The following is a 22,255-nucleotide window of genomic DNA, read 5'->3' on the forward strand; positions in this document are numbered from 1 at the left end:
GCACCCGCCGTCAGCACAGCCGAGGGGGTGCTACTTTCTCCGTCCCGCACTGACCACGGCCACCACCACGCCGGCGATCAGCAGTACCACGATCAGGCACAGGAACAGGTGCCACGGTTTGATTGCCCCCATATCGACGCACCATACCGCGAACCGTCAAGGCGAGCCGCCATTCAGCCGGGTGCGGATCACCGCGGCGTCCGATTCGCTGAGGTGCCCGACGATCTCCAAAGCTTGGGTCCGGGCCTGCGCCGCCGACGTCTCGTCGCCCGCGGCGGCGCAGGCGTCGGCCAGGTCGCAAAGGGCCACGGCCTCGTGGAATCGGTCGCCGACGCTGCGGATCAGCGCCACGCAGCGGCTGTAGCACTCGACCGCCCGATGGTGTTTTCCGTGCCGGCGCCAGATGGAGCCGACCGTGTTCAGGATGGCGGCCTGGGCCCACGCGCTGGTGGTGTGGGCGAGGTCCAGCGCCCGCAGACCGTACTCCAACGCCTGGTCGTGCTGGTCGAGTTCGAGGTAGCCGGAGGCGACGTTGTTCATCGCGTTCGCCTGGCCCGACGGGTCGCCGATCTGCTCGAAGGCCTTCAGGGCCGCCAGGTAGTGGTGCAGCGACTGATGGGGTTGCCGATGCCGTTGGGCGAGCAGCCCCATGGACATGTGGACGCTGGCCTGACCGTGGTGGTCCCGCGCTGCGGCGAATGCGGTGAACGCCTGCCGGTAGGCGTGCCGCGCGTCGTCGATCCGGCCCTGCTCGGTGAACGCGCGGCCCAGGTTGCGGTGGGCGTGGGCCTGCGCGGTCCAGTCGCCGAGGTGCACGGCCGCGGCCAGGCCGGCCTGCTGCACGGTGATCTGGAGGTCCCACTGCCGCCGGTGGTCGAGGTAGTCGCGCAATCCCCAGGCCAGCAGCCAGGCCTGCCGGTGGTGGCCGGTCGACAGCGCGGCCGGCACCAGCCGCAGCAGCACCGGGCTTTCGGCCGTGAACCAGGCCACCGCGTCCTTCAGGTCGTCGACCTGCTCAGCGGCGGTACGCTGCGGCGCGACCAGCGGAATCGATCCGACCCGGCCGGGCAGGAGCAACTCGGCCGCGTGCAGGGTCATCGCGGCGTAGTGCTCCAGCAGCCGCAGCCGGGCTGCTCGGCGCTCCTGCGGCGGTTCGCCGGATTCGGCGAGTCCCACCGCGTACGCCCAGAGAAGGTCGTGCGCGGCGAACCGGCCGTAGGTGGGCTCCGACAGCAGGTTGGCGCGGGTCAGTTCGGCGAGGATCCGGCGGGCCTGGCCGATCGGGAGGTCGGCGAGGGCGGCGGCGGCGTGCACCGAGACGTCCGGGCCGGGGTGCAGCCCCAGCAGGCGGAACAGGCGGGCCGCGGGCCGGCTGAGCGCCTGGTAGGACCAGGCGAACACCGAGCGCAGGTCACTCGCCCGGTCCCCGGTTCCCAGGGTGTCCAGCGCGGTCCGTGACTCGGCCAGCTCCGCGGCCAGGTCGCCGAGGGTGAGCCGGCGGCTCTGGGACATCCGGGCGGCCACGACCGCCAGCGCGAGGGGCAGCCCGGCACACCGGTCGACGATCCGGTCGAGGGCGCCGGTGTCGGCGTCGATCCGGTCGCCGCCGAGCCGCCGCCGCAGCAGCCGACGGCCCTCGGCATGCCCGAGCAGGCCCAGCGCAACGGGTGTCGCGCCGTCGGTGGCCACCAGGCCCGGGAGCTGGTTGCGGCTGGTCACGATCACCAGGCAGCCGGGGGCGCCGGGCAGCAGCGGCCGGACCTGTTCGGCGTCCCGGGCATTGTCCAACACGACCAGCATCCGCTTGCCGGCGAGCAGGCTGCGATACAGCGCCGCCTGCCGGTCGGTCGCCGGCGGGATCCGGTCCGGGCGCATCCCGAGGGAGTGCAGGAGCCCGCGCAGCGCGTCCTCCACGCTCATCGGTGCCGCGGAGGCGTCGAAGCCGCGGAGGTTGACGAACAGCTGCCCGTCGGGGAAATGTGGTCGCACCCGCTGCGCCCAGTGCACGGCCAGCGACGTCTTGCCCACTCCGCCGCTGCCGCTGATGGTCGCGATCACCGCGGGCGCGGACGGCCGGCCGACGGCCGTGAGCACCTCGTCGAGTTGGGCCACCTGGGGCTCGCGGCCGACGAAGGTGGCGAGGTCGGCCGGCAACTCGGCGGGCGCGACCGGGGCGTCGGCGACGGTGAGACCGGGCGTGGCCGCCTCCGCCGACAGGACGGTCCGGTGCAGGTGCTGCATCTCCGGTCCGGGTTCCAGGCCCAGTTCCTCGACGAACACCGTGCGGGTGTCGCGGTACACGGCGAGTGCTTCCTGACGCCGGCCGCCGCGGTACAGCGACAGCATCAGCAACCGGCGGGCGCGCTCGCGCAGCGGATGCTCGTCGACCAGGCGTTTGAGCCGGGCGGTCACCTCGTCGTGGTCACCGAGCTCAAGCCGGGCCGCGAGCCAGTCCTCCCGCGCCTGCAGGTGCAGTTCGTCGATGTCCGGGCTGAGCCGGGCCCGCAGCACGTCGTCCGCGATGTCGCCGAGCAGCGGGCCGCGCCACAGGGCCATCGCCTGGGCCAGGATGTCCGCCCGGGTCTCCGTCACGTCGGTTGCCCGGCCCCGGCTGACCAGGGCGGTGAACCGGTTGATGTCGACGGCCTGCGGCGCGACGTCGAGGAGGTATCCCGCCTCCCCGCCGACGATGTAGTGATGCTCCGGGTCGACGGCCCGGAACGCGGCCCGCAGATGGGAGATCATCGCCTGGATGGCGCCGCGGGCCCGGTGCGGCGGGTCGCCGTGCCACAGCAGGTCCGCGATGCGGGCGACGGGGACGGGCCGCCCGGCGTCGAGCGCCAGGACGGCCAGCGCGCACCGTTCCTGCTTCCGGCCGAGGGGCACGGTTTGCCCATTGTGGACAGCGCGCACCGCACCGAGTAGCTGGAAGTCCACGAGCCGAAGTCTAGGAGGACTCCGCCAGCGGCCCGCCAAGGTTTTGCCAAGCGCGGCACTGCACCATGGACGCCGCCGGATGTCGGCAGCCACGGGGGCGGCCGACATCCGGGCGTCCGGGCACCGTCGTTCGGCCGTCACCCCGTCTATACGATCGCCATCGAGTGCCATCGAAACGGGGGAACGTTTTGCGAAGACTACTGTCCATGGTGGGCGTGACCGCTGCCGTGCTGAGCACCGTCGTGGGTGTCCGGCTCGCCGTCACGCAGCAGCCACCGCCGCGGCCGGCGGTGCAGGCCGCGGCCACCGCACCCGACGGGCTGGGCTACCAGCGCGAGACCGTCCGCATGCTGACCTGGAACATCTGCGGGGAGGCCGGCGGGAGCCGCGGCAGTTCCTCGTACTGTCCGTGGCGGTCCCGGCCGCAGGCCAAGGCCGCCGCCATCGAGACCATCATCCGCGAGCGCGATCTCAACGTGGTCATGCTGGAGGAGGTCTGCTATCCGGACGAGGCCGCCGGCCGCGGCGGTGACCGCAACGACCTGTCACCGCTGATGGCCGCGCTCGGCTCCGGCTGGACCTATCGCACCGCGGTCGTGGCCCGCCCGGACGGCCGATCCGACTGCCGCGGCGGCGACCTGGTCGGCACGATCGGCGAGGTGATCGCGGTCCGGGGCACGATCACCTCGTCCACGGTCACGCCGCTGCTGGTCGCCGGCGACCCGAGCTACTACCCGGACGCCGACGAGAAACGCACCTCGAACCTGCTCTGCGTGCGGGTCGACGGCTGGCAGAACACGCCGTGCGTGACCCACCTGCTGCACACCACCGACCCGGAGTACGCCCGCGAGACCGCGTCGCTGAAGCAGAAGATCGCTGCCGTCGCCCTGCCGGTGCTCGGCGGCGACTTCAACACCATGCAGGGCTCGGCCGCGACCTCACCGATCCGGCCGCTGTTCGACACGTACCCGGAATGTGACCAGCAGGCCTACTCGCCCGGCGACGCGGTCAACGAGATGACGCATTTCAACAGCGAGGACGCCGCGCCGACGGTCTCCCGGCAGAAGCTCGACTACGTCTTCGCCACCTCCGGCTTCGCCTACTGCGACTCGCTCACCGAGTTCGCCGACACCGACGCCAACGTCGCGGCCGCGGACGACCCGGCGGGCCTGTCGGACCATGCGCCGCTCGTCGCGTTCACCCGCGGGCAGTCGCTGACCTGGAAGTTCGACGAGACCAGCGGTGCCGCCACGGCGGACGGCTCGATCAACGGGCTGTCCGGCACGCTGTCGGACGATGTCACCCGCTCCGCCGAGCGGGTCCATTCGCTGCGCTTCGCCGGCTCGGGAACGGTCACCAGCGGCGTCGACGGCACCGTCAACAAGTTCGACACCCGCCGCGCGCTCACCGTCTCGGTGTGGGCGAAACCGGACGCGGCGACCGCCGCCGGCTCGCTGCTCAACCAGGCGGACAACAACGGCCGGCCGATCGACCTGTCCTACACCGGCGGCAGATGGCGGTTCGCGATGGTCACGGCCGACGCCGAGGGCGCCGCGTCCGACCAGGTCACCGCCCCCGCGCAGACCGGTGTCTGGACACACCTGGCGGCCACCTACGACGCGGTCGCCGGCACGATGGGTCTGTACGTCAACGGCACCCTGGCCGGCACCGCGACGCACACCAGACGCGTCCCGAGCGGCACCCCGATCACCGTCGGCGACGGGTATCGGGGCGGCCTCGACGACCTGCAGCTCTTCCCGTACGCGCTGAGCAGCACCGAGATCACCAAGCTGCGCGCCGCGCAGACCATGCTGCCCGCCGTGCCGACCGGCACGGTCACCGTCCCGGCGACCGGCACCGGCGACCCCGGCTGTCACCAGAACGGTGGTTACGGCAAGGTGCCGTCGCTGACCCCACGGCTGACCGCCGTCGTCAAGGACGACGATCCGACGGCCGCGGTCCGGGCCGACTTCTCCCTCTGGGACAACACCGACCCCCACCAGCCGCAGCCGATCTACCTGGGCGGCCCGGGCTCGGCCAGCGACTTCGTGACCGGCACGGGCACCGTCTCGGTGCCGGTGCCGGCCCTGCTCGACGGCCACTCGTACGGCTGGTACGTCCGCGCCTCCGACGGTACGAACGTGTCCGCCACCGCCCCGGTCTGCCACTTCGTGGCGACCTCCTCCTGACCGCGACGCTTCCGGCCGCGCCGTCGGCGCGGCCGGGGGCCCACCGCGATCAGAGCCGCGTCTTCATCGCCGGCCTCAAGACCGCGACGCCCTATTGCGGCGTACGCCACGACAGCCGACCGCCGCGCCGACCCTGCCCGCAGATCGCTGCAGATCGGCGACGCCGGTGACGTCCCGGTTCACTGGTGCGTCAACTCCGCCGCCACGGTCCCGGCATTGATCGGCCAGGAGGACGAGACGTGGCACATCGCTTTCCTCGTGCCCGTCGCTTTCCTCATGCCCGGCGCTTTCCTCATGCCCGTCGAGACGATCGACCGGCTGGCCACCGCCGGATCCGCCCATGCCTCACCCAGGGCGGCCGGAGCTGTTCCGGCAAACTCCCGGCTCAGCGACTCAAGGTCGGACGGATCTGTCGACAAGGGGCCGCGAACAGCGATCCCGGCGCTCCGTCGCGGTTCGTTTCGCCTCTGCTGGACCAACTAAGCGTGATAGTTCATGTACCAGCGCTGATCGTCGCCGTCCCCGCACCTCCACTGAATAGCGGTCGCTCCGTCAGCCGTACTTGAGGCGCCCACCGAAAGGCATTTCCTGCTGTGCCGGGCCACCAGTTTCTTCGCGCCTTGGGCGTCACGCAGATACCAACGCTGGTCATCGATGTTGATACAATCCCACTGGATCGCCGTTGCACCGTCGGACATGTTCGAGGCGCCGATGGCCAGGCATTTGCCGCTGTTGACGTTGACCAGTCGAACTGTTCCAGCGGTGGATTTGCGCAGGTACCAGCGCTGATCATCGCCGCCCCAGCAGCTCCATTGAATGGCAGCCGCTCCACTGGTCGTGTTGGAGGCGCCAATCGAAAGACATTTTCCGCTGTTCGCGTTGATGAGCGTGTAATATGGATCGATAGGTGTTGCGTTCGCCGGCGTTCCGGCCAACAAAACGGTGATCGCCGCGGCGGAGCCCGCAATTTTCCTCATCAGCCACAAACCCCCCGTAACAGATTTACCAGGAGAGTAGCAGCCTGTCTGGAAAGTGCGGCGATGAACGCGCGCCCAGGCGACCCGCACCTGTCATTCTGCTATTGGGCGGACACCGCGGGTCAGCAGCACGGCCTCCAACGCCGCGACGCCTCGTCGTAGCGGGCCGCGGTGTCGGCGGCGATCGCGCTCAGCGGCACCCACTCGTCGTCCGGGTTCCACTGGGCATCGTCGGTCGACATGGCGAACATCGGGCTCGGCGCCCAGCTGAGCAGCACCCGGTCGCCGTCGACATCGGCGGCCCAGCCGAGAAACTGGCGGCCGTCGAGCAGCGTGAAACCGATCTTCTCGCCGGTGTGGACGCAGCTTCTCAGGGCGTCGCGCAGCGTGGGAGGTCGCGTCGTCATCCGACGATGATGGCGCTGTTGTGGCCCTCGGGCCAGGCCGGTGCCGATCTCGTCGGACATCCAGCCGGTTGGCGATGCCGACGCCGATACCGACCGTGTGCCCACTCCGGTCACCAGGGCCACCGGCCGGGACGTCCCACGGCGTGAAGTCGTCGTCGGTGGGCAGGGTGATCCGGCCGTCCGGGAACTCGCTGACCCCGTTCCCGGTGTGGTCGACGGTGACCACCGCATAGCCGTGGCTGGCCAGCTCCTGCACGGTGATCGTGGTCTCGGCCCGGCAGCTGTCGTTGCCGTGCGAATACAGGATCACCGGCAGCCGCTCCCCCAGCACCGGCGCGCCGCGGCGGGTGGCGGTCAGCGGCGCCCGGACCGGCGCCTCCAGGTCGACCAGTCGGAGCAGCGCGCGCCACGCCGGATCGGACATCCACGGGAAGACCGGGTAGCGGCGGATGTCCCGGGCCGGATACCAGACGCCGGCCATCATCTCGCGGCCGCCGGCCGGGTCGACCAGGTGCAGTGCGACGGTACCGATCGGCAACGGTCCGGTCGGCGCCGGCAGGGTGAGCCGCGGGAACCGTGGGACGTCGCCGGGGAACGGGGCCGCGGCCAGGGCGGTCAGCAGCGACCGTCGCGTGGTCATCGCTGCTCCACCCGGGCGATGAGCTGCTTGAGCCGGCCGATCTCGGCGGCCAGGGCGGCGCTGCCCGCGGCGGTGAGGGTCACCCACGTACGCCCGCGTTTGCCCTCATAGCCTTTCTCGACGTCGACCAGGCCCGCCGTCTCGAGGACGCCGAGGTGCTGCGACAGGTTGCCGGCAGTGAGCTGCAACTGGGCGCGCAGGTAGCCGAACTCGACCCGGCGGGCCTCGTGGGCGATGGTCAGGATGCCGAGCCTGACCCGCTGGTGGACGATGTCGTCGAGGCCGTTGACCGGATGTTCCGGAGTCTCCGCGGCGGCGGTCACCGCTGCCTCCGGGCGACCCACGCGAACCCGGCGGAGCCGAGCAGCAACAGCATGCCGTCGATCACCTGCTGCGGGATCCACACGGTGCGGGTGTCGCTGTTCATGTGCCAGCCGAAGTCGATCGGGATCAGCGTGACCGCCAGGTAGACCAGGGTGAACCCCAGCAGCGGCAGGTTGCGTTCGAGCCGGGCCAGGACCAGCAGTGCGATGCCGATGGTGCCCCACGGTGAGATCAGACGGTCGAGGAACAGCAGCGCCCACGGCATCGGGTGCGGCGGGTCGGGCAGCGGGTGCCCGTTCAGGTAGACCCGGAACAGCACCCACGAGGTCAGGAACGCAACGACGAGGGCAACACCGGTCACCACGTACGGCATGACCCGCGCGCCGAGCCCGCGCTCCCGGGCGGCCCGCACGTAACTCACCGCGATCGCCGCATAGGCCAGCAGGAGCGCCGGCGGCCAGTAGAGCAGCATGCCGCGCCGCTCGAACCTGCACGCCTGGCCGTCACCGGACGCCACGCAGTGCACGATCATGCCGTAGTAGTCGAACGGGATGGACACCATCGTGACCAGGCCGAGGATCAGCAGCGCTATCCAGGTGAGCCGCTGATGCACCCGCACCTGATGGGCGAGCGACTTCACATCGTCGAGGAGCCGGCGGGCATCCCCGCCGGCGGGTACCGGTTCAGCTGTCATGCCAATAGGTTTCCATTACAAACCGATTGGCGCTAGTACCTCAGTGAACTTTCTTCCACAGCGGTGCGCGTTCTCCTCAATCCGGCCTTCGGTCACGCCAGCGGGCAAGGCGGTGACGGGTGGCCAGGGTGTGGGGATGGTCGGGGCCGAGAACCCGAAGCTGATCGGCGAGCAGGTGCTCGGTCGCCGCAGCGGCGCCGATGGGATCGCCGGCCTCACCCCGCCAGTGGGCAAGGTGATAGCGGGTGATCAGCGTGTCGGGGTGGTCGGGACCCAAGACCCGCAGTTGGTCGGCGAGCAGTTGCTCGTACGCGGTGACGGCGCCGGCCGGGTCGCCCGACTCACCCCGCCACTGGGCGAGGTTGTAGCGGCTGGCCAGCGCGTGGGGATGGTCGGGGCCGACGACCCGCAGCTGATCGGTGAGGAGGTGTTCGGTGGCCGCGGCGGCGCCGACCGGGTCGCCGGCCTCGCCCCGCCACTGCGCGAGGTTGTGCCGGGTAGCCAGGGTGTCCAAATGGTCGGGGCCGAGGACCCGCAGCCGGTCGCTGAGCAGTTCCTCGTAGGCGGTGACAGCCCCGGCCGGGTCGCCGGCCTCGCCCCGCCACCAGGCGAGGCCATGCCGGGTGATCAGGGTGTCGGGGTGGTCAGGGCCGAGGACCCGCAGCCTGTCGGCGAGGAGCTGTTCGTAGGCGGTGACGGCACCGACGGGGTCGCCGCCCTCGCCCCGCCGCCAGGCGAGGCTGCGAGGGCCGGCCGCGGTCGGCGCGCCGAGCACCGGCGACGGGTCGGCGAGCAGCCGTTCGGCGGCATGGGGGTCGCCGGCCTCGCCCCGCCGCCAGGCGAGGTTGTGCCGGGTCGCCAGGGTGCCCGGGTGATCGGGGCCCAATATCCGTAGTTGGTCGGTGAGCAGCTGTTCGTATGCGGTGGCGGCGCCGGCCCGGTCGCCGGCCTCACCCCGCCACCAGGCGAGGTTGTGCCGGCTGGCCAGGGTGTCCGGGTGATCGGGGCCCAATATCCGCAGACAGGAAGTGAGCAGCTGTTCGGCGGCGATGACGGCAGCGGCGACCTGCCCGGTGTTTCCGAGCCGGCGGGCGGCCTGAAACAGCAGCCTGTGTACTTGAGGGGTGAACAGGGCGTCGCCGGTGGCCGTTCGTAGGGCGGTGGTGTTGGCGTGCAGTGTCTGGGTGTGGACGGGGTCACGGTCGACGCCGGGCCAGATTTCGAGAAGGGCGTCGGCGGCAGCGCGGGCGAGGGGAGCGAGCCGGGCGGGGGTGCACCGGTCACGGGTGGCGTGCTGGACGAGCGCGTGGATGCCGACGGCGTGGGTGTCAACGTCATGGGTGATCAGGTGGAGCCGGTGCAGGTTGTGAAGCCCGTCGATGATCGCCGGTGGGTCCGGCGCGGTGATCCCGGCCCGGCCCAGGTGGGCGGTGATCGCGGTGGTGGTGAACAGGGCGTCGGGGATGCCGTTGGGGTCGAGCAGCGCCGCAACCTCCAGGAGGGGGCGAGCCAGGCCGCGGGGCCGATGGTTGTCGGCGGCGGTGATGGAGACGTCCCAGATGGCCGCGACGATGGTGCGATGATCATCCGGTAGGCCGTCATCGGGCGGAAGCAATCTCGCGGTGAGGCCGTGCTCACGCAACCGTTGCCGGTAGGTGGCGCAGTCGATCCCGTGGTCACGGATGTACGCGGCGGCCTGTGCCAGGGCCAGCGGGAGCAGGCCGAGGTCGGCGGCGAGGGAGTCGACCGCGGAGCGCGGCTCGGTGGTGCCGGTGGCCTGAGTGAGATAGTCAGCGGCCTCGGGCGGGGTGAACAGGCCGACGGGGACCATGGTGCGATTGTCGGTGTGCAGGATCGCGTCCCGGCGTCGGGTGGTGACGAGCGTGCGGCCACGCGGGTTGTCCGGCGGCCACAGGCCGGTCGCGTCGGCCGGGCTGTCCAGGTTGTCGAGCACGATCAGGCAGCGTCGGCTGGTGTGTTCCAGCCAGGACAGCAGCCGGTCAGCGGCCGCGGTGGGCTCGGTTTCCGGGCCGCACAACCGCAGGGCGTGGGCGGTGTCGGCGTAACCCGCGACGAGCGCCTGCCGATTGGCCGCGGTGATCCAGGCAAGCACATCCAGCTCGCCGGCCGCATCCAGGCTGCGGGCGAACTGGGCGGCCAGCTGTGTCTTGCCGACCCCGCCGAGACCGGACAGCACCTGGGTCAGCACCACACTGCGGCCGGCCCGGGCCGCCCGGAGCAGAGCGTGGTGGGCGTATCTGTCCTGGAACCAGGCCGCCGGCCTGGGCACCCGCCCGACCCGTACCACGCTGTCGTCGCTGCGCGCCGGCGCGGTCCGGGCGGTGATCCACAGCTGCCGGACCTGCTCGGCCACCGGCGCGGTGTCGTCGCGGCCCGCCTCTCGGGCCAGCGTCACGGCAACCGTGACGGTGTCTTGCTGCGACGCCAGCCCATCACCGCTGATGATCTTGATGATCAGGTCTTTGCGCGGCGATCCCGGTAGCGCGTCGTCCGCGAGAATCGCCTCGGCCAACCGGTCGATCCGGGGACAGTCCGCCTCCGCGTACAGCCGGTAGAGCATCTCCCGCAGGTCGCGGATCGGCCCGGGCGGCAGGGCGACGCGTTCCACCGGCCTGGCACGGCGGACTTCTGGTCGGGACCCGTCGGCATCCATCGCCGATCCATAGTGCCGCGCCGGGCCGCCTGCGCGCACCGGTCGGCAGCCGTCGACACCGGAATCCACCCCCGAAGGGGGGCCCGAGTTTGGACACGCAGCCGACGCCGGCTGCGCCTCGTCCGACACCAGGGAGCGTCCGATGATCCCAGCACCGCAGCACCCCAGCGACCCCGCGCAGCATCGCACCCGGATCAGCCTCGCCGTGATCTCCGGTGTCCTGGCCGGCATTGCCCGCGCTCTGACCGGCTGGTTACTCGACTACCTGACCGCAGGCAACTGACCGGCGTCCCGGCGGATCCCGCGCTGCACCGCCGGGATCCCCGGGCCCCCTCGGCCAGAGTGCGGGCGGAGAAGGATTCCGGCGCATCGCTTCGTCCGGGCGGGAGGGCCCAGACGGGAACACCGACGGTGCGGTGGTCCTGGATGACCGCGGTGCAGCCGAGGTCGATCGTGGTGACGGGTCGGCCGTGCGGCGTGGTCACGGCGATTTCGGCGCACGCGGCGTGGCCGGCCATGTTGCCCAGCACGTATGTCCAGGCGATGCCGTTGCCCGGATACAACGACGAGAAGCCGGCGACCGGGCCGGTGCGGTCCCTCGCCCACACGGTCGATCTGGTGTAGTACCTGTCGCCGCGGGTCAGGCTCGTGACGAAGAAGCCGTGGCAGCTGGGCGTGTAGAAGAAGTAGGCGTCGCCGATCTCGTTGCCGGTGGCGGGGTCGGTCAGGTGCAGGTGGCCGTGGTCGGTGATGACCGTGGTGTTGACGCCGTAGGAGTCGCGGCCGCACTTGCCGTGGTACGGGTCGCCGGCGAGGGCCGGGGGGCCGCTGGCCGCGGCCGGCGATCCGGCGGCCAGCACCGCTACGGCGGAACAGATCGTTGAAGCTGCGCATCTCCGCACTGTCATCACCACAGCGTGCCGCACCTTTTTCCTGATCTGTCGCAATACCTGTGATTCCGCCGACCAGGGCGGATCGCGGCGGAGCGCCGGCATGGCAGCTCTCACCCGGTGCCCCCGTACGGGCCGGAAGTGCCACCGCGAAGCCTCAGTGGCGCGGGCCGTGGATCTCCTGGTGCAGCCGCTCCATGCGCTGGTCGAGGCGGGCCGCGTCCTCGGCGGCGGCGGCCAGCTCGGCGCGGAGTGCGGCGGGCACGTCCGCGTCGTGCTTGTAGTAGATCTTGTGTTCCAGGCTGGCCCAGAAGTCCATCGCGACGGTGCGCAGCTGCACCTCGACCGGGACGGCGACCACCTGGTCGGAGAGGAAGACCGGGATCTCGACGATCAGGTGCAGGCTGCGGTAGCCGTTCGCCTTCGGCTGGGCGATGTAGTCCTTGGTGGTGACCAGGTGCACGTCGGGCTGGCGGGTGAGCATCCGGGCGACGGTGTAGACGTCGGGGACGAAGCCGCAGACGATCCGGATGCCGGCGATGTCGCGGATCCGGGCGCGCAGGTCGTCGACGGTGAGCGGGCACTCGATCCGGCGGGCCTTGGCGGTGATGCTGGCCATCGTCTTGAGCCGCGGGGTGACGTGCTCGATCGGGTTGCCGCGACCGCGGTGGGCCAGCTCCTCGGCCAGGATGTTGATCTTCGTGCCGATCTCGGCCAGGCCGAACTTGTACACCATCAGGAACTTGTTGATCTCGGCCATCACGTCGTGCAGCACTTCGGGCTCGGCGTGCGCGAAGCCGAAGCCGCCGAACGACGACCCGGCCGGCTGGAGCCGGGCGACCTGGCGATCCGCGCCGGGCACGGCCGGCTCGGGTTGCGCGGTGGTCACGATGCCTGCATCTCCTCGGTGCGACCGGCGGCACTCCCGCGCCACTCATCGGCACTTCCGCCAGCACGGTAGCCGACCCGCGCCCGGCCCGGGGCACCAGCCACCGGGACGTCAGCCCCCCGAGGCGTGGCAGGAGACGAAGCCCGCCGATGGTTCCGAGGAATGCGGCGGCATGGTGCGGCGAACTCTCGCGCCCGTCTTCACCACCCGTTCAACCCGGCCCGGACGTCCGGGCGCATCGTGAAGGACGACTACCGGGGGGCGCCGCTGCGCGCCACCTTCGGGCCGGAGACGCCGGCCCGATCAGCGGCGACGACGGGAACGGCCGGCTCGGCGGGGATGGCGGCGATGCCGGCCAGGATCAGCACGCCGCCGAGCATCTGCAGCGGGGTGAGGCGCTCGCCGACCACGATCCACGCCAGGATCGAGGCGAAGACCACCTCGAGGAGGCCGACGAACGAGGCGAGCCGGGACCCGAGGCGGCTGCCGCCGAAGATCCCCGCGCCGTACGCGATGGCGGTGCCGAACAGGGCGACCACCCCGAGCGGCAGCCACCACGGCGTGGACGTGCCGAGCAGCGCCACCGGCCCGGTCGCCACGGCCATCGGGACCACGCCGGTCGCCCCAACCACGCCGAGGATCACGCCGCCCAGCAGCAGGCCGAGCCCGGCCAGGGCGACCGGCGGCAGACCGTCGGCGGGGCGCGCGGCGACCACGAAGTAGACCGCGCAGCCGACCGCCGCACCGAGCGCGAGCAGCAGCCCGGCCGGGTCGACCGCCTGCAGCGCCCCCGGCCCGATCACCAGGACGAGGCCGCCGATCGCGAGGACCGAGCCGAGCAGCACGGCCGGGCGGGGCAGCCGCCGGGTCGTCGCCCACGCCCCGAGCACCAGCAGCAGCGGCGCCAGATATTCGATCAGCAGCGCCGTGGACACCGGCACCCGGCGGATCGCGGCGAAGTAGGTGAGCTGGGTGAACGCCACCGCGACGACGCCCATCGCGGCGATCCGCCCGCGGCCGCGCCAGACCGCGGCCCAGTTTCCCCGCAGCGAGAACAGCACCAGCGGCAGCAGCAGAAGGCCGCCGGCCAGGGCCCGCGCGGTGACCGCGGCGGCCGGCGACCAGCCGGCCTCCAGCAGCGGCTTGATGAACGCGCCCGAGGTGCCGAAGGAGGCGGCGGAGAGCACCGCCGCGGCCAGTCCGGCGGACTGCGGCGACAGTTTCACGATGGCTCCCCCGTCATGGGCTAAGTTGGCAACGCCCCTGACGCTAGGCCCGCCTGAGTGAGGAGTCAAATTGCTCTTTGCCCCTGACACCGAGGAGGCGCTGGAGTTCGCGGTGGTCCTCGCCAACACCGCGGCCGGCGCGTCCCGATCCGGCGACGACGAACTCGCCACCGTCGACGACCTGCGCACCCTCCTGATCACCAACACCTTCTCCGGTCGCATCGACAACGACGAGAAGGAACTGCGCGAGGTACGTCATACCCGCGACCAGATTCGCGAGGTGTGGACGCTGAGCCGCGACGAGGCCGTCGCCGTGGTCAACCGGATGCTGCGGGAGGCCCGCGCCCTGCCGTACCTGACCCGGCACGACGGCTCCGACTGGCACATGCACGCCACCGAGCCCGACGCGCCGCTCGCCGAACGCCTGCGCGTCGAAGCGGCCCTCGCCCTGATCGACGTGATTCGGATGAACGAGACCGACCGGCTGCGGGTGTGCGCCGCCGACGACTGCACCGGCCTGTTCATCGACCTGTCCCGCAACGGCTCCAAACGCTTCTGCACGGTCCGCTGCGGCAACCGGATGAACATGGTCGCCTTCCGCGCCCGGCGGTCCTGCTGATTCGCCGGCGAATGCCCGGGTCAGGCGTCGCGCAGGCGGGCCGCGATCCGGTGCAGCTCGGCGCGCAGCGCGTCCGGGGTCTCGACCGTGACGGGGCAGCCGAGGCCGGCCAGCATGCGGGCCATCCCGTCGAGGCGCTCGGCGCGGGCCGTCATCCGGGTGCCGTGCGTGGTGCGGTGCAGGGTGGCCGCGGTGGGCGGGATGCGCCGGCGGGCCTCGTCGAGGTCCAGGTCGAGCAGCACCGACACCTCGTGCCGCCAGGCGCCGGTGGCCAGACCCTCGGCGACCCGGGCGGCCGGGTCGAAGCCGGCCGGCACCGCGAACGTGCCGGCCAGCGGGACCGGGGCGGCAACCCGGTCGAGGCGGAAGGTGCGGACCGCGCCGCGGTCGTGGTCGTGGCCGGTCAGAAACCACTTCCCGGCGTGGAAGACCAGGCCGTACGGGTCGACGCGGCGGCGGCCCGGCTCAGTCCCCGGCTGGCCCGGCCCGACGCCCGGCTCCCCCGGCTGTCCCGGCCCGCCGCCCGGCTCCCCCGGCTCGTCCGGCCCGACGCCCGGCGCCGCGCCCGGCTTTCCCGGCTTGGTGTAGGTGAACGTGACCGGTCGATGGTCCCGGGCCGCGGCGGCCAGGGTGAGCAGGATGCCGGTGTCCGGGGTCGACGGGTTCACCGCCCGGGTCGCGGTGAAGTCCAGGGTGGCCAGCAGCGCATCGGTGCGGGCCCGCAGCGCGTGCGGCAACACCCGCTGGATCTTGGCGGTGGCGGTCTCGGTCGCCTCCGCGGTGACGGTCAGGCCGGCCCGGCGGGCGGCGAGCAGCCCGAGCAGGACGGCGAGCGCCTCCTCGTCGGTCAGCATCAGCGGGGGCAGCCGGTAGCCGGGCGCCAGCGTGTAGCCGCCGTGCCGCCCCCGCCGGCCCTCGATCGGGATGCCGAGGCCGGCGAGCTGCCCCGCATACCGCCGGACGGTCCGCTCGTCGACCTGGAGCCGGTCGGCGAGGTGGCCGACGGTGACCCCGCCGGGCGCGGCCTGGAGCAGCTCCAGGAGCCCGAGAACCTTGCCGAGTGACTGTGGCACGGGCCACACGATATACCGGGCGGTTTTCGCCCGGATTGGCGCCTACGGTGGCCGCCATGACGACATATGTGCTGGTGCCGGGGTTCCATCTGGGCGGCTGGGCGTGGGATGCGGTCGCCGGGCCGCTGCGGGCGGCCGGCCACGAGGTGCACCAGGTGTCGCCCCGCCTGGAACCGGGGACGACGGTCGACGACCACATCGCGGAGCTGGTCGCCCTGGTGGAGAAGCTCGACGACGTGGTGCTCGTGGGCCACAGCTACGGCGGGCTGGTCATCACCGCGGTCGCCGATCAGGGTGCCACCCACGTGCGACGGCTGGTCTACGTGGATGCGGGACCGCTGCCGGACGGCATGTCGCAGGCCGACTTCACCGGCGAGCCGGTGGTGCCGGTCGACGGGATGCTGCCGGTGCCCGCCGAGGCGCCGCCGTCCGCGACCGGCTTCGACTGGGCGATCGTCCGGGACCGCGGACGACCCCAGCCGGCCGCGACCGCGACCGGCCCGGTGCGGCACGGCGAGGCGTGGCGGGACATTCCGCGTACGGCAATCCTCTGTTCCTTCCCGGCGGCGCGGCTGCGGGAGATGGCGGCGAACCTGCCGGCGTTCGGTCTGATGGCCGGCGCCGGGTGGACGTACCGGGAGCTGCCCGGCGGGCACTGGCCGATGTTCTCCGCGCCGACGGAACTCGCGGCGCTACTCGCCGAGGTCGGCGGGTAGCTCCCAGAGGGCGCGGGGCAATCGGGCGTTGCCGGCCGACCAGATCATCCGCAGCCGGCACACCCCGCGCGGGGCGGCCAGCGCCACCATCGGTCTCGACTGCTGGTTGAGGCCTTTGAGGCCGAACAGCGGGACCTCGGCCTGGTCGGACCGCCCGGCCCGGCGCCGTTCCTGCTGCCAGGCACGGAAGCCGGCCGCGAACCGCCACGGCGCCGAGCCGGCCAGTCGGTCGTACAGGGTGTGGACCCAGGTCTCGGTGTACCGCGCCTGCGAGTAGCTGATCGGGTAGCCGGCCAGCAGCGCGGACAGCCTCTCGTCGACCTCGACCCCGCACAGCGTGAGCGCCTCGGCGATCTCATGGCGCCGCAGAAGATCGATGATCGGTTGTACGTGGTCGGCGTCCGGAGCCTGCCAGCGCAGCGTGGCCGGGGTGTCCCGGGCGGAGGCCCGCCACAGCCAGGGCAGCTGATCCCAGCGGTGGTCCTGGTTGACGTCGATCAGCGCCTCGACCCCGACGGTCAGCTCGTCGCCGGACGCCCGGGCGGCCAGCCACCGGCCCCGTTTACCCAGGGTGATGTCGTAGCCGGCGAGGGCGACCACGGCGCGGCGCGAATACCGCCCGGTGCGGTCGCGCGGGAAGTGGAAGCACAGCCGGGCGTGATCGAGATCGGACACATCCGGGGTTGCGGCGGCCTCGCCGGTGACCCGGACCCGCGGGGCGGCGGCGGCTGCGCGGCGCCCGGCGAGCTGTCTGGCGTGGCGGGCCGGCCGTTTCGGGTCGGGCAGCGGCGGGGTGGCGCGCAGCGTGTCCCGGTAGCCGTGCCACAACCGGACCGCGTCGACGACCGCCTCCTCGCTGCCGGTCAGCAGCCGTGGCGACCAGACGGCGGCACTGCCGACCGCGACATCCAGAGTGGTCACCTCGAAGAGGATTTCGCCGTTCAGGTCGTATTCCAGGTCGACGTCGCGGGCCCGGCGCAGCGGGTCACCGGACGCTTCCGCGACCCGGTGTGCGGTGACCACGGTGACCTGCAAGCTGCCCGGGCCGTCCGGCTCGTCGACGACCAGCCCGGTCAGCCCGGCCGGCGCCCGGCCGTACCCGTCGTAGTAGGGGGTGAGCTGCCCGAACGAGGACGGGATGCCGCGCCGGCGCAGCTGGTCGCTGATGCCGGCGAGCAGGCGCCGGCGTTCGGCGCGGTGCCGGTCGAGGGGCGCGGACACGGGCGCCATCGTAGCCCGGCCGCCGGGGTCCGGCAGAGCGCCGATGTGTTCTCCCGCACGGCGGGAACACCGCCGGTGGGCGGCGGCGTTTCCTTCTCCTATGACCAGCACTTTCTCGGCGAAGCCGCGCCTGTCGATTCTGGACCTCGCACCGATCACGCCCGGTGGGACCGTGGCGCAGGCGTTCGACAATGCGGTGGCCCTGGCCCGGGCCGCCGAGGAGTCCGGCTACGAGCGGGTCTGGTACGCCGAGCATCACAACATGGCACGGATCGCGTCCAGTGCGACCAGCCTGCTGATCGGGCATGTGGCCGGGCGGACGTCGACGATCCGGCTCGGCGCCGGCGGGATCATGCTGCCCAACCATGCGCCGCTGACGATCGCCGAGCAGTTCGGGACGCTCGCCTCGCTCCATCCGGGGCGGATCGACCTGGGGCTGGGCCGGGCGCCGGGCAGCGACCAGGTGACGATGCGCGCGATGCGGCGCAACCCGATGTCCGCCGACAGCTTCCCGCAGGACGTGCTGGAGCTGCAGGGTTTCCTGGGGGACGAGTCACGGGTGCCGGGGGTCCGGGCGACGCCGGGCGCGGGCACGCACGTCCCGCTCTACATTCTGGGTTCGTCGATGTTCGGGGCTCGGCTGGCCGCGGCGTACGGCCTGCCCTACGCCTTCGCCTCGCATTTCTCGCCGGGTCTGCTGTACGAGGCGGTCGCCGCCTACCGCAGCGAGTTCCAGCCGTCGGCGCAGCTGTCGCAGCCGTACGTGATCGCCGGCGTGAACGTGATCGCCGCACCGACCGCGGAGTCCGCCCGCGAGCAGTTCACGATCACCCGGCGGATCCGGGTGCGCGGCCTGATCAGCCGTTCCACCGGCCCGGCGGGCGCCCCCTCGGCGGCCGGCTCCACCGCTTCCACCGACTTCACCGACGAGGAGATCGACGAGTTCCTGACCACGCCGAACGGGCGGCAGATCGGGGCGATGATGACCTACTCGGCGGTCGGCACCCCGGACGAGGTCCGCTCCTATCTGACCTCGTTCGCCGACCGGGCCCAGGCCGACGAGCTGATCGTCGCCCACCAGTCGACGCAGATCGCCGACCGTCTGGAGTCGGTCCGGCTGACCGCCGCCGCGGTGCTGGGCGCCCCGCTGCCCTCGTGACCTGAACGGGCGCCGGCCTCCAGCGGGGCGCCGACGCCCTGACCACCCCTGTTATGACCCGTGCTGTGCCCGGGCCGCCACGGCGACCGCGAGAGCGTCGGCGGCGTGCTGGTTCATGTCGAGTTCGCTGTGGATGACGTCGAGGATGCGGCGGTCGGTGCCGATCACGAAGGTCATCCGTTTGGTGCTGAGAGGTCCGAGATTCAGCTTGCGCTTCACCCCGTACGCCGCAATCGTGGTTGATTCCGGATCCGAAAGCAGCGGGTAGTCGAACGTGTAGGTGTCGGCGAAGAGTTTCTGCTTGGCCACCGGGTCCCTGCTGATGCCGGCGCGCTGCACCCCGGCGGCGCGGTACTCGGCGGCCAGGTCGCGGAAATGGCATGCCTCCGCGGTGCAGCCCTTGGTCATCGCGCCCGGGTAGAAGAACAGGACGAGGGGTCCGTCGGCGACCAGATCGGTCAGCCTGCGCAGCGTCCCGTCCTGGTCCGCAAGTGCGAAGTCGGGCGCGAGGTCACCTTTGCCGATGCTCATGCGGCGAAAGGGTACGGGACACCGGGAAAACTCCCGTTGTCCGCCCTCGCCGCCTGCGGCCACGGCCGATCGGCAAGCTTGTCGCAGGACTGAATCGGGCTAGACCTCAGCTTGAGGTTGCGGCTCGACCGTAGTGGACATGAACGCAACCGCCACGCTCGAGCGCCCCGCACACACCGCCGCCCCGGTCGCCGCCCCGGCCGTCGTCGCTCCGGTCGCCAGCCCGAACCTCTGGGCCCCGGCCACCGCCGGTGTCGAACTGACCGTGGTCGTGCCGTTCTACAACTGCGGCCCGGTCGTCGCCCAGACCATCCACGCGATCATCGCGACGCTGACCGCCGCCGGCATCGGGCACGAGATCATCGCGGTGAACGACGGCAGCACCGACGGCTCGCAGCTGCACGTGCCGTTCCTGCCGCAGGTCCGGCTGATCGACAACCGGCTCAACTCCGGCAAGGGCAGCGCGCTGCACCAGGGTTTCGCCGCCGCGCAGGGCGCCTGGGTCGGCTTCATCGACGCCGACGGCGACATCGACCCGGCGCACCTGGCCACCTACCTGGGGCTGGCCCGCGGCGGCGACCACGCGGCCGTCTACGCCGACAAGCGCCACGCCCAGTCGGTCAGCGGCGCCTCGAAGGTCCGCAAGCTGATCTCGATGGTCTACTCGACCCTGGTCACCCTGCTCTTCCTGCTGCAGGTCAAGGACACCCAGACCGGCTGCAAGATCATCCGCCGGGACGCTCTCGCCCAGCTGCTCCCGCACCTGCGCGAGCAGCGGTTCGCCTTCGACCTGGAGTTCTTCGTGGCGGCCAAGGCGGCCGGCATCCGCAACCTGCACGCCGCGCCGGTCGCGCTGAACACCGCCGCCAACGGCAGCACCGTCACCACCAACACCATCGTGCGCACGCTGCGCGACACCGTCACGATCCTGGGCCGGCACCTCGGCGGCCACTACCGCCAGGCCGCCGTCTGAACCGCGGCGACAGCTCCCGCCGATGCTCCACGAGACCGGCGCCCAGCAGCGCCACCAGCGTCAGCAACGACGCGGCAAGACCCAGCCGTAACCACTTCCACGGCGCGTAACGCACCGTGAAGGCCCCCGAACCGGCATGGACCGCGACCGTCCCCGCGACGGTGCGCCGGGTGACCTGATCCCCCGCCGTCCAGCCCGCCGACCATTCCTCGGGCAGCACCACCCAGCCGGCCTCACCCGCCGCCACCCGCCAGCGGGTCGAGCCGACGCGCCGCAGGCCACCCGACGCCGCGGACGGCACGGTTCCGCCGCCGGCCCCGGAGATCACCGCCTCCGTACCGAGCCGCCCCCGCGCGGCCCAGGCGAGCAGCGCGGCATAGTCCCCGTCCCGGGCGCTCACCACCCGGCCGATCCCGCTGACCGTCACCCGGTACAGGTCGAGGGCGGCGGTCCGCAGCACCGGTTCCAGATCCGGCTGCCGGTCGAGCCAGGCGTAGGTGCCGCTCTCCCGGTCGCGGGCCAGCGCGACGTAGCGCACGCCCAGCGGAGCGATCAGCCGCCCGAAACTCCCGCCGCCACCGGCGGCGATCAACCGATCCAGATACGCCATCCGGTACGACGACGAGTTGCTCCGCACCGGGCCCAGCTCGACCGCGTCGCTGCTGAGCACCGGCCGCCGGAAGAAGGCGCCGGCCGGCGTCGCCACGCTGCGTGCCGCGGTGAAGGTGAAGGGTTGGTACTGGTGCCAGGGCAGGAACAGCATCGACTCGTCGCCGTCCCCCATGATCCGGTCGGCGGTGTACCAGGCCGGCGGATAGTGACTCACCCCAACGCTGCCGCCCAGGCCCCAGAACAGCGACCCACTCACCGTGGCCGTCATCCCGGCCAGGGCGAGCGCCGCCCCGACCGCCACCGCCCGCGGTGCCACCGGACGCCCGGCCCGGCAGCGCAGGGCCACCGCCTCGGCGGCCGCGCCGAATCCCACCGCGTAGCCGATCATCGCGAGCGCCGCCCATTTCTGCTGCTCCCGCATGGCATGGAAGAGCGGCAGCGTGTCGAAGGCGATCCGGTACACCGGACCGAGTGGCCCGGTGATGCCCGCACCGAGCAGCAGCCCGGTGGCGGTCACGGCGGCCAGCGGCGCCCCGACGGCACGGTCCCGGCGGCACAGCCGGATCAATCCGGCGACGGTGGCGACCACCAGGATCACGCCGGGCACCACGCCCAGAGCGAGCTGCGGACTGCTGTCCGAGCCACCCCGCCAGAAGCCGCGCAGGGTGGCGACGGTCGCGGTCAGACCCGAGGCGCCGGCGTACGTCGCGTACACCTCAAGATCTTCGTCGCTGACCCGGACCGTGAGAATCGCGGTGGCGACGACCGCCGCGGCATAGGCGTAGACGCAGCCGGCGGAGACGACGATGACGGCGGTCCGGGCCAGGTGTCGCCGGCCGGGCCGGGGCAGCAACGCGACGGCGAGCAGCACCATCCCGCCCAGCCAGGCGGCGTGCGCGCCGACCGAGATGGCCAGGGCGTACCAACCGGCCGGGCGGGCGGCGAACCAGCCGCCGCGCCGGCGGGCGTGCAGCGCCGACGCGGTCAACGGGCACAGCAGGGCGACCGAGAGCAGGAACGGCACGTGCCCGGCATGCAGCCGCTCGACGACGAACGGGTTGACGCAGGCGAACACCGCCGCCGGGTGCCGCCGCCACCGGCTCCCCCCGGCGATGCCGGACACGCCCCCGGCGGCGATCGGGAAGTACGCCAGGATCATCAGCCAGCTGGTCGCGCCCGCCCCGACGACGGCCCGCAGCGCATGCGTGACCAGCCGGTACGGCAGGGCGTCGAGCGCCGCCGGATCGAGTCCGTAGAGCCCGGGGGTGAGCGCGGTGTGCGGCCCGGCCACCCAGTCGAGCAGCAGCAGATAACCCGGGCGGGTCCACGGCGCCACCACCAGCAACCCGATGACCAGGCCGACGAGCGTGGACTCCAGGGTCAGCCGGGTGGCCGGGGCGGGCCGCCGGTGTCGCGCGGCGGGCGGCCGGCCACCAACTGCCCGGTTCCGCCGTTGCTCGGTCATTTGTGCCAGTATCGGCAATCCACCGGCGTCGCGGGGTCA

18 protein-coding genes are annotated in these 22,255 nt (G+C 72.2%); 5 read left to right on the forward strand and 13 right to left on the reverse strand.

All coding sequences use genetic code 11. The features are described from left to right. Positions 1-156: 156 nt before the first annotated feature. Positions 157-2,937: a BTAD domain-containing putative transcriptional regulator gene (locus tag ACSP50_RS23315; RefSeq protein WP_043512018.1), complete on the reverse strand. Its 2,781-nt coding sequence runs from the start codon at positions 2,935-2,937 to the stop codon at positions 157-159. Positions 2,938-3,143: 206 nt separating this feature from the next. Here ACSP50_RS23315 and ACSP50_RS23320 point away from each other — a divergent pair, with 206 nt between their 5' ends. Beyond that, positions 3,144-5,126 carry a LamG-like jellyroll fold domain-containing protein gene (locus ACSP50_RS23320; RefSeq protein WP_014691740.1) on the forward strand — a complete coding sequence of 661 codons (1,983 nt, stop codon included), beginning with the start codon at positions 3,144-3,146 and terminating at the stop codon, positions 5,124-5,126. A gap of 479 nt (positions 5,127-5,605) precedes the next feature. Here the strand turns inward: ACSP50_RS23320 and ACSP50_RS23330 are convergent, their stop codons facing one another. From ACSP50_RS23330 to ACSP50_RS23370, 8 genes are all read right to left on the reverse strand, one after another. After that, the gene (locus ACSP50_RS23330) at positions 5,606-6,103 is read right to left on the reverse strand and encodes an RICIN domain-containing protein (RefSeq protein ID WP_014691741.1); all 498 of its coding nucleotides are present in this window, start codon (positions 6,101-6,103) and stop codon (positions 5,606-5,608) included. A gap of 122 nt (positions 6,104-6,225) precedes the next feature. Continuing rightward, entirely contained in the window at positions 6,226-6,510 is a 285-nt protein-coding gene (locus ACSP50_RS43100) for a hypothetical protein (protein ID WP_014691742.1), read from the reverse strand. A 636-nt stretch (positions 6,511-7,146) separates the two neighbouring features. Beyond that, the gene (locus ACSP50_RS23345; RefSeq protein WP_014691743.1) at positions 7,147-7,473 is read right to left on the reverse strand and encodes a transcriptional regulator; all 327 of its coding nucleotides are present in this window, start codon (positions 7,471-7,473) and stop codon (positions 7,147-7,149) included. Continuing rightward, positions 7,470-8,168 (reverse strand): hypothetical protein, encoded by a 699-nt coding sequence (locus ACSP50_RS23350; RefSeq protein WP_014691744.1) that lies wholly within the window; start codon positions 8,166-8,168, stop codon positions 7,470-7,472. Before ACSP50_RS23350 ends, ACSP50_RS23345 begins: the two co-directional genes overlap by 4 nt. A gap of 76 nt (positions 8,169-8,244) precedes the next feature. Next, entirely contained in the window at positions 8,245-10,842 is a 2,598-nt protein-coding gene (locus ACSP50_RS23355) for a tetratricopeptide repeat protein (RefSeq protein WP_014691745.1), read from the reverse strand. Between the two features lie 194 nt (positions 10,843-11,036). Beyond that, positions 11,037-11,750 (reverse strand): hypothetical protein, encoded by a 714-nt coding sequence (locus ACSP50_RS23360; protein WP_155123599.1) that lies wholly within the window; start codon positions 11,748-11,750, stop codon positions 11,037-11,039. A gap of 139 nt (positions 11,751-11,889) precedes the next feature. After that, positions 11,890-12,621 (reverse strand): GTP pyrophosphokinase family protein, encoded by a 732-nt coding sequence (locus ACSP50_RS23365; protein ID WP_014691747.1) that lies wholly within the window; start codon positions 12,619-12,621, stop codon positions 11,890-11,892. Between the two features lie 251 nt (positions 12,622-12,872). Continuing rightward, entirely contained in the window at positions 12,873-13,847 is a 975-nt protein-coding gene (locus tag ACSP50_RS23370) for an EamA family transporter (RefSeq protein WP_014691748.1), read from the reverse strand. A gap of 70 nt (positions 13,848-13,917) precedes the next feature. Here ACSP50_RS23370 and ACSP50_RS23375 point away from each other — a divergent pair, with 70 nt between their 5' ends. Further along, the gene (locus ACSP50_RS23375) at positions 13,918-14,466 is read left to right on the forward strand and encodes a CGNR zinc finger domain-containing protein (RefSeq protein WP_014691749.1); all 549 of its coding nucleotides are present in this window, start codon (positions 13,918-13,920) and stop codon (positions 14,464-14,466) included. 20 nt (positions 14,467-14,486) lie between these two features. Here ACSP50_RS23375 and ACSP50_RS23380 read toward each other — a convergent pair whose 3' ends face one another. Then, positions 14,487-15,539 (reverse strand): YafY family protein, encoded by a 1,053-nt coding sequence (locus ACSP50_RS23380; RefSeq protein ID WP_043512024.1) that lies wholly within the window; start codon positions 15,537-15,539, stop codon positions 14,487-14,489. A 56-nt stretch (positions 15,540-15,595) separates the two neighbouring features. On the opposite strand from ACSP50_RS23380, the gene ACSP50_RS23385 reads away from it, so the two are divergent. Then, positions 15,596-16,255, forward strand: coding sequence for an alpha/beta fold hydrolase (locus ACSP50_RS23385; RefSeq protein WP_014691751.1), 660 nt, complete (start codon positions 15,596-15,598; stop codon positions 16,253-16,255). Here the strand turns inward: ACSP50_RS23385 and ACSP50_RS23390 are convergent. Then, complete coding sequence (locus ACSP50_RS23390) at positions 16,232-17,476, reverse strand: hypothetical protein (RefSeq protein WP_043512027.1); 1,245 nt, start codon at positions 17,474-17,476, stop codon at positions 16,232-16,234. The genes ACSP50_RS23385 and ACSP50_RS23390 overlap by 24 nt on opposite strands. Positions 17,477-17,576: 100 nt before the next feature. On the opposite strand from ACSP50_RS23390, the gene ACSP50_RS23395 reads away from it, so the two are divergent. Next, positions 17,577-18,635: an LLM class flavin-dependent oxidoreductase gene (locus ACSP50_RS23395; RefSeq protein ID WP_014691753.1), complete on the forward strand. Its 1,059-nt coding sequence runs from the start codon at positions 17,577-17,579 to the stop codon at positions 18,633-18,635. A 51-nt stretch (positions 18,636-18,686) separates the two neighbouring features. Here the strand turns inward: ACSP50_RS23395 and ACSP50_RS23400 are convergent, their stop codons facing one another. After that, positions 18,687-19,166, reverse strand: coding sequence for a peroxiredoxin (locus ACSP50_RS23400; protein ID WP_014691754.1), 480 nt, complete (start codon positions 19,164-19,166; stop codon positions 18,687-18,689). Positions 19,167-19,305: 139 nt separating this feature from the next. On the opposite strand from ACSP50_RS23400, the gene ACSP50_RS23405 reads away from it, so the two are divergent. After that, entirely contained in the window at positions 19,306-20,139 is an 834-nt protein-coding gene (locus ACSP50_RS23405) for a glycosyltransferase family 2 protein (protein WP_014691755.1), read from the forward strand. On the opposite strand, the gene ACSP50_RS23410 is transcribed toward ACSP50_RS23405, so the two are convergent. Further along, positions 20,087-22,216 (reverse strand): hypothetical protein, encoded by a 2,130-nt coding sequence (locus ACSP50_RS23410; RefSeq protein ID WP_014691756.1) that lies wholly within the window; start codon positions 22,214-22,216, stop codon positions 20,087-20,089. The genes ACSP50_RS23405 and ACSP50_RS23410 overlap by 53 nt on opposite strands. Positions 22,217-22,255 lie beyond the last annotated feature (39 nt).

This window comes from Actinoplanes sp. SE50/110 (genome assembly GCF_900119315.1).
Taxonomy (GTDB): Bacteria; Actinomycetota; Actinomycetes; order Mycobacteriales; family Micromonosporaceae; genus Actinoplanes.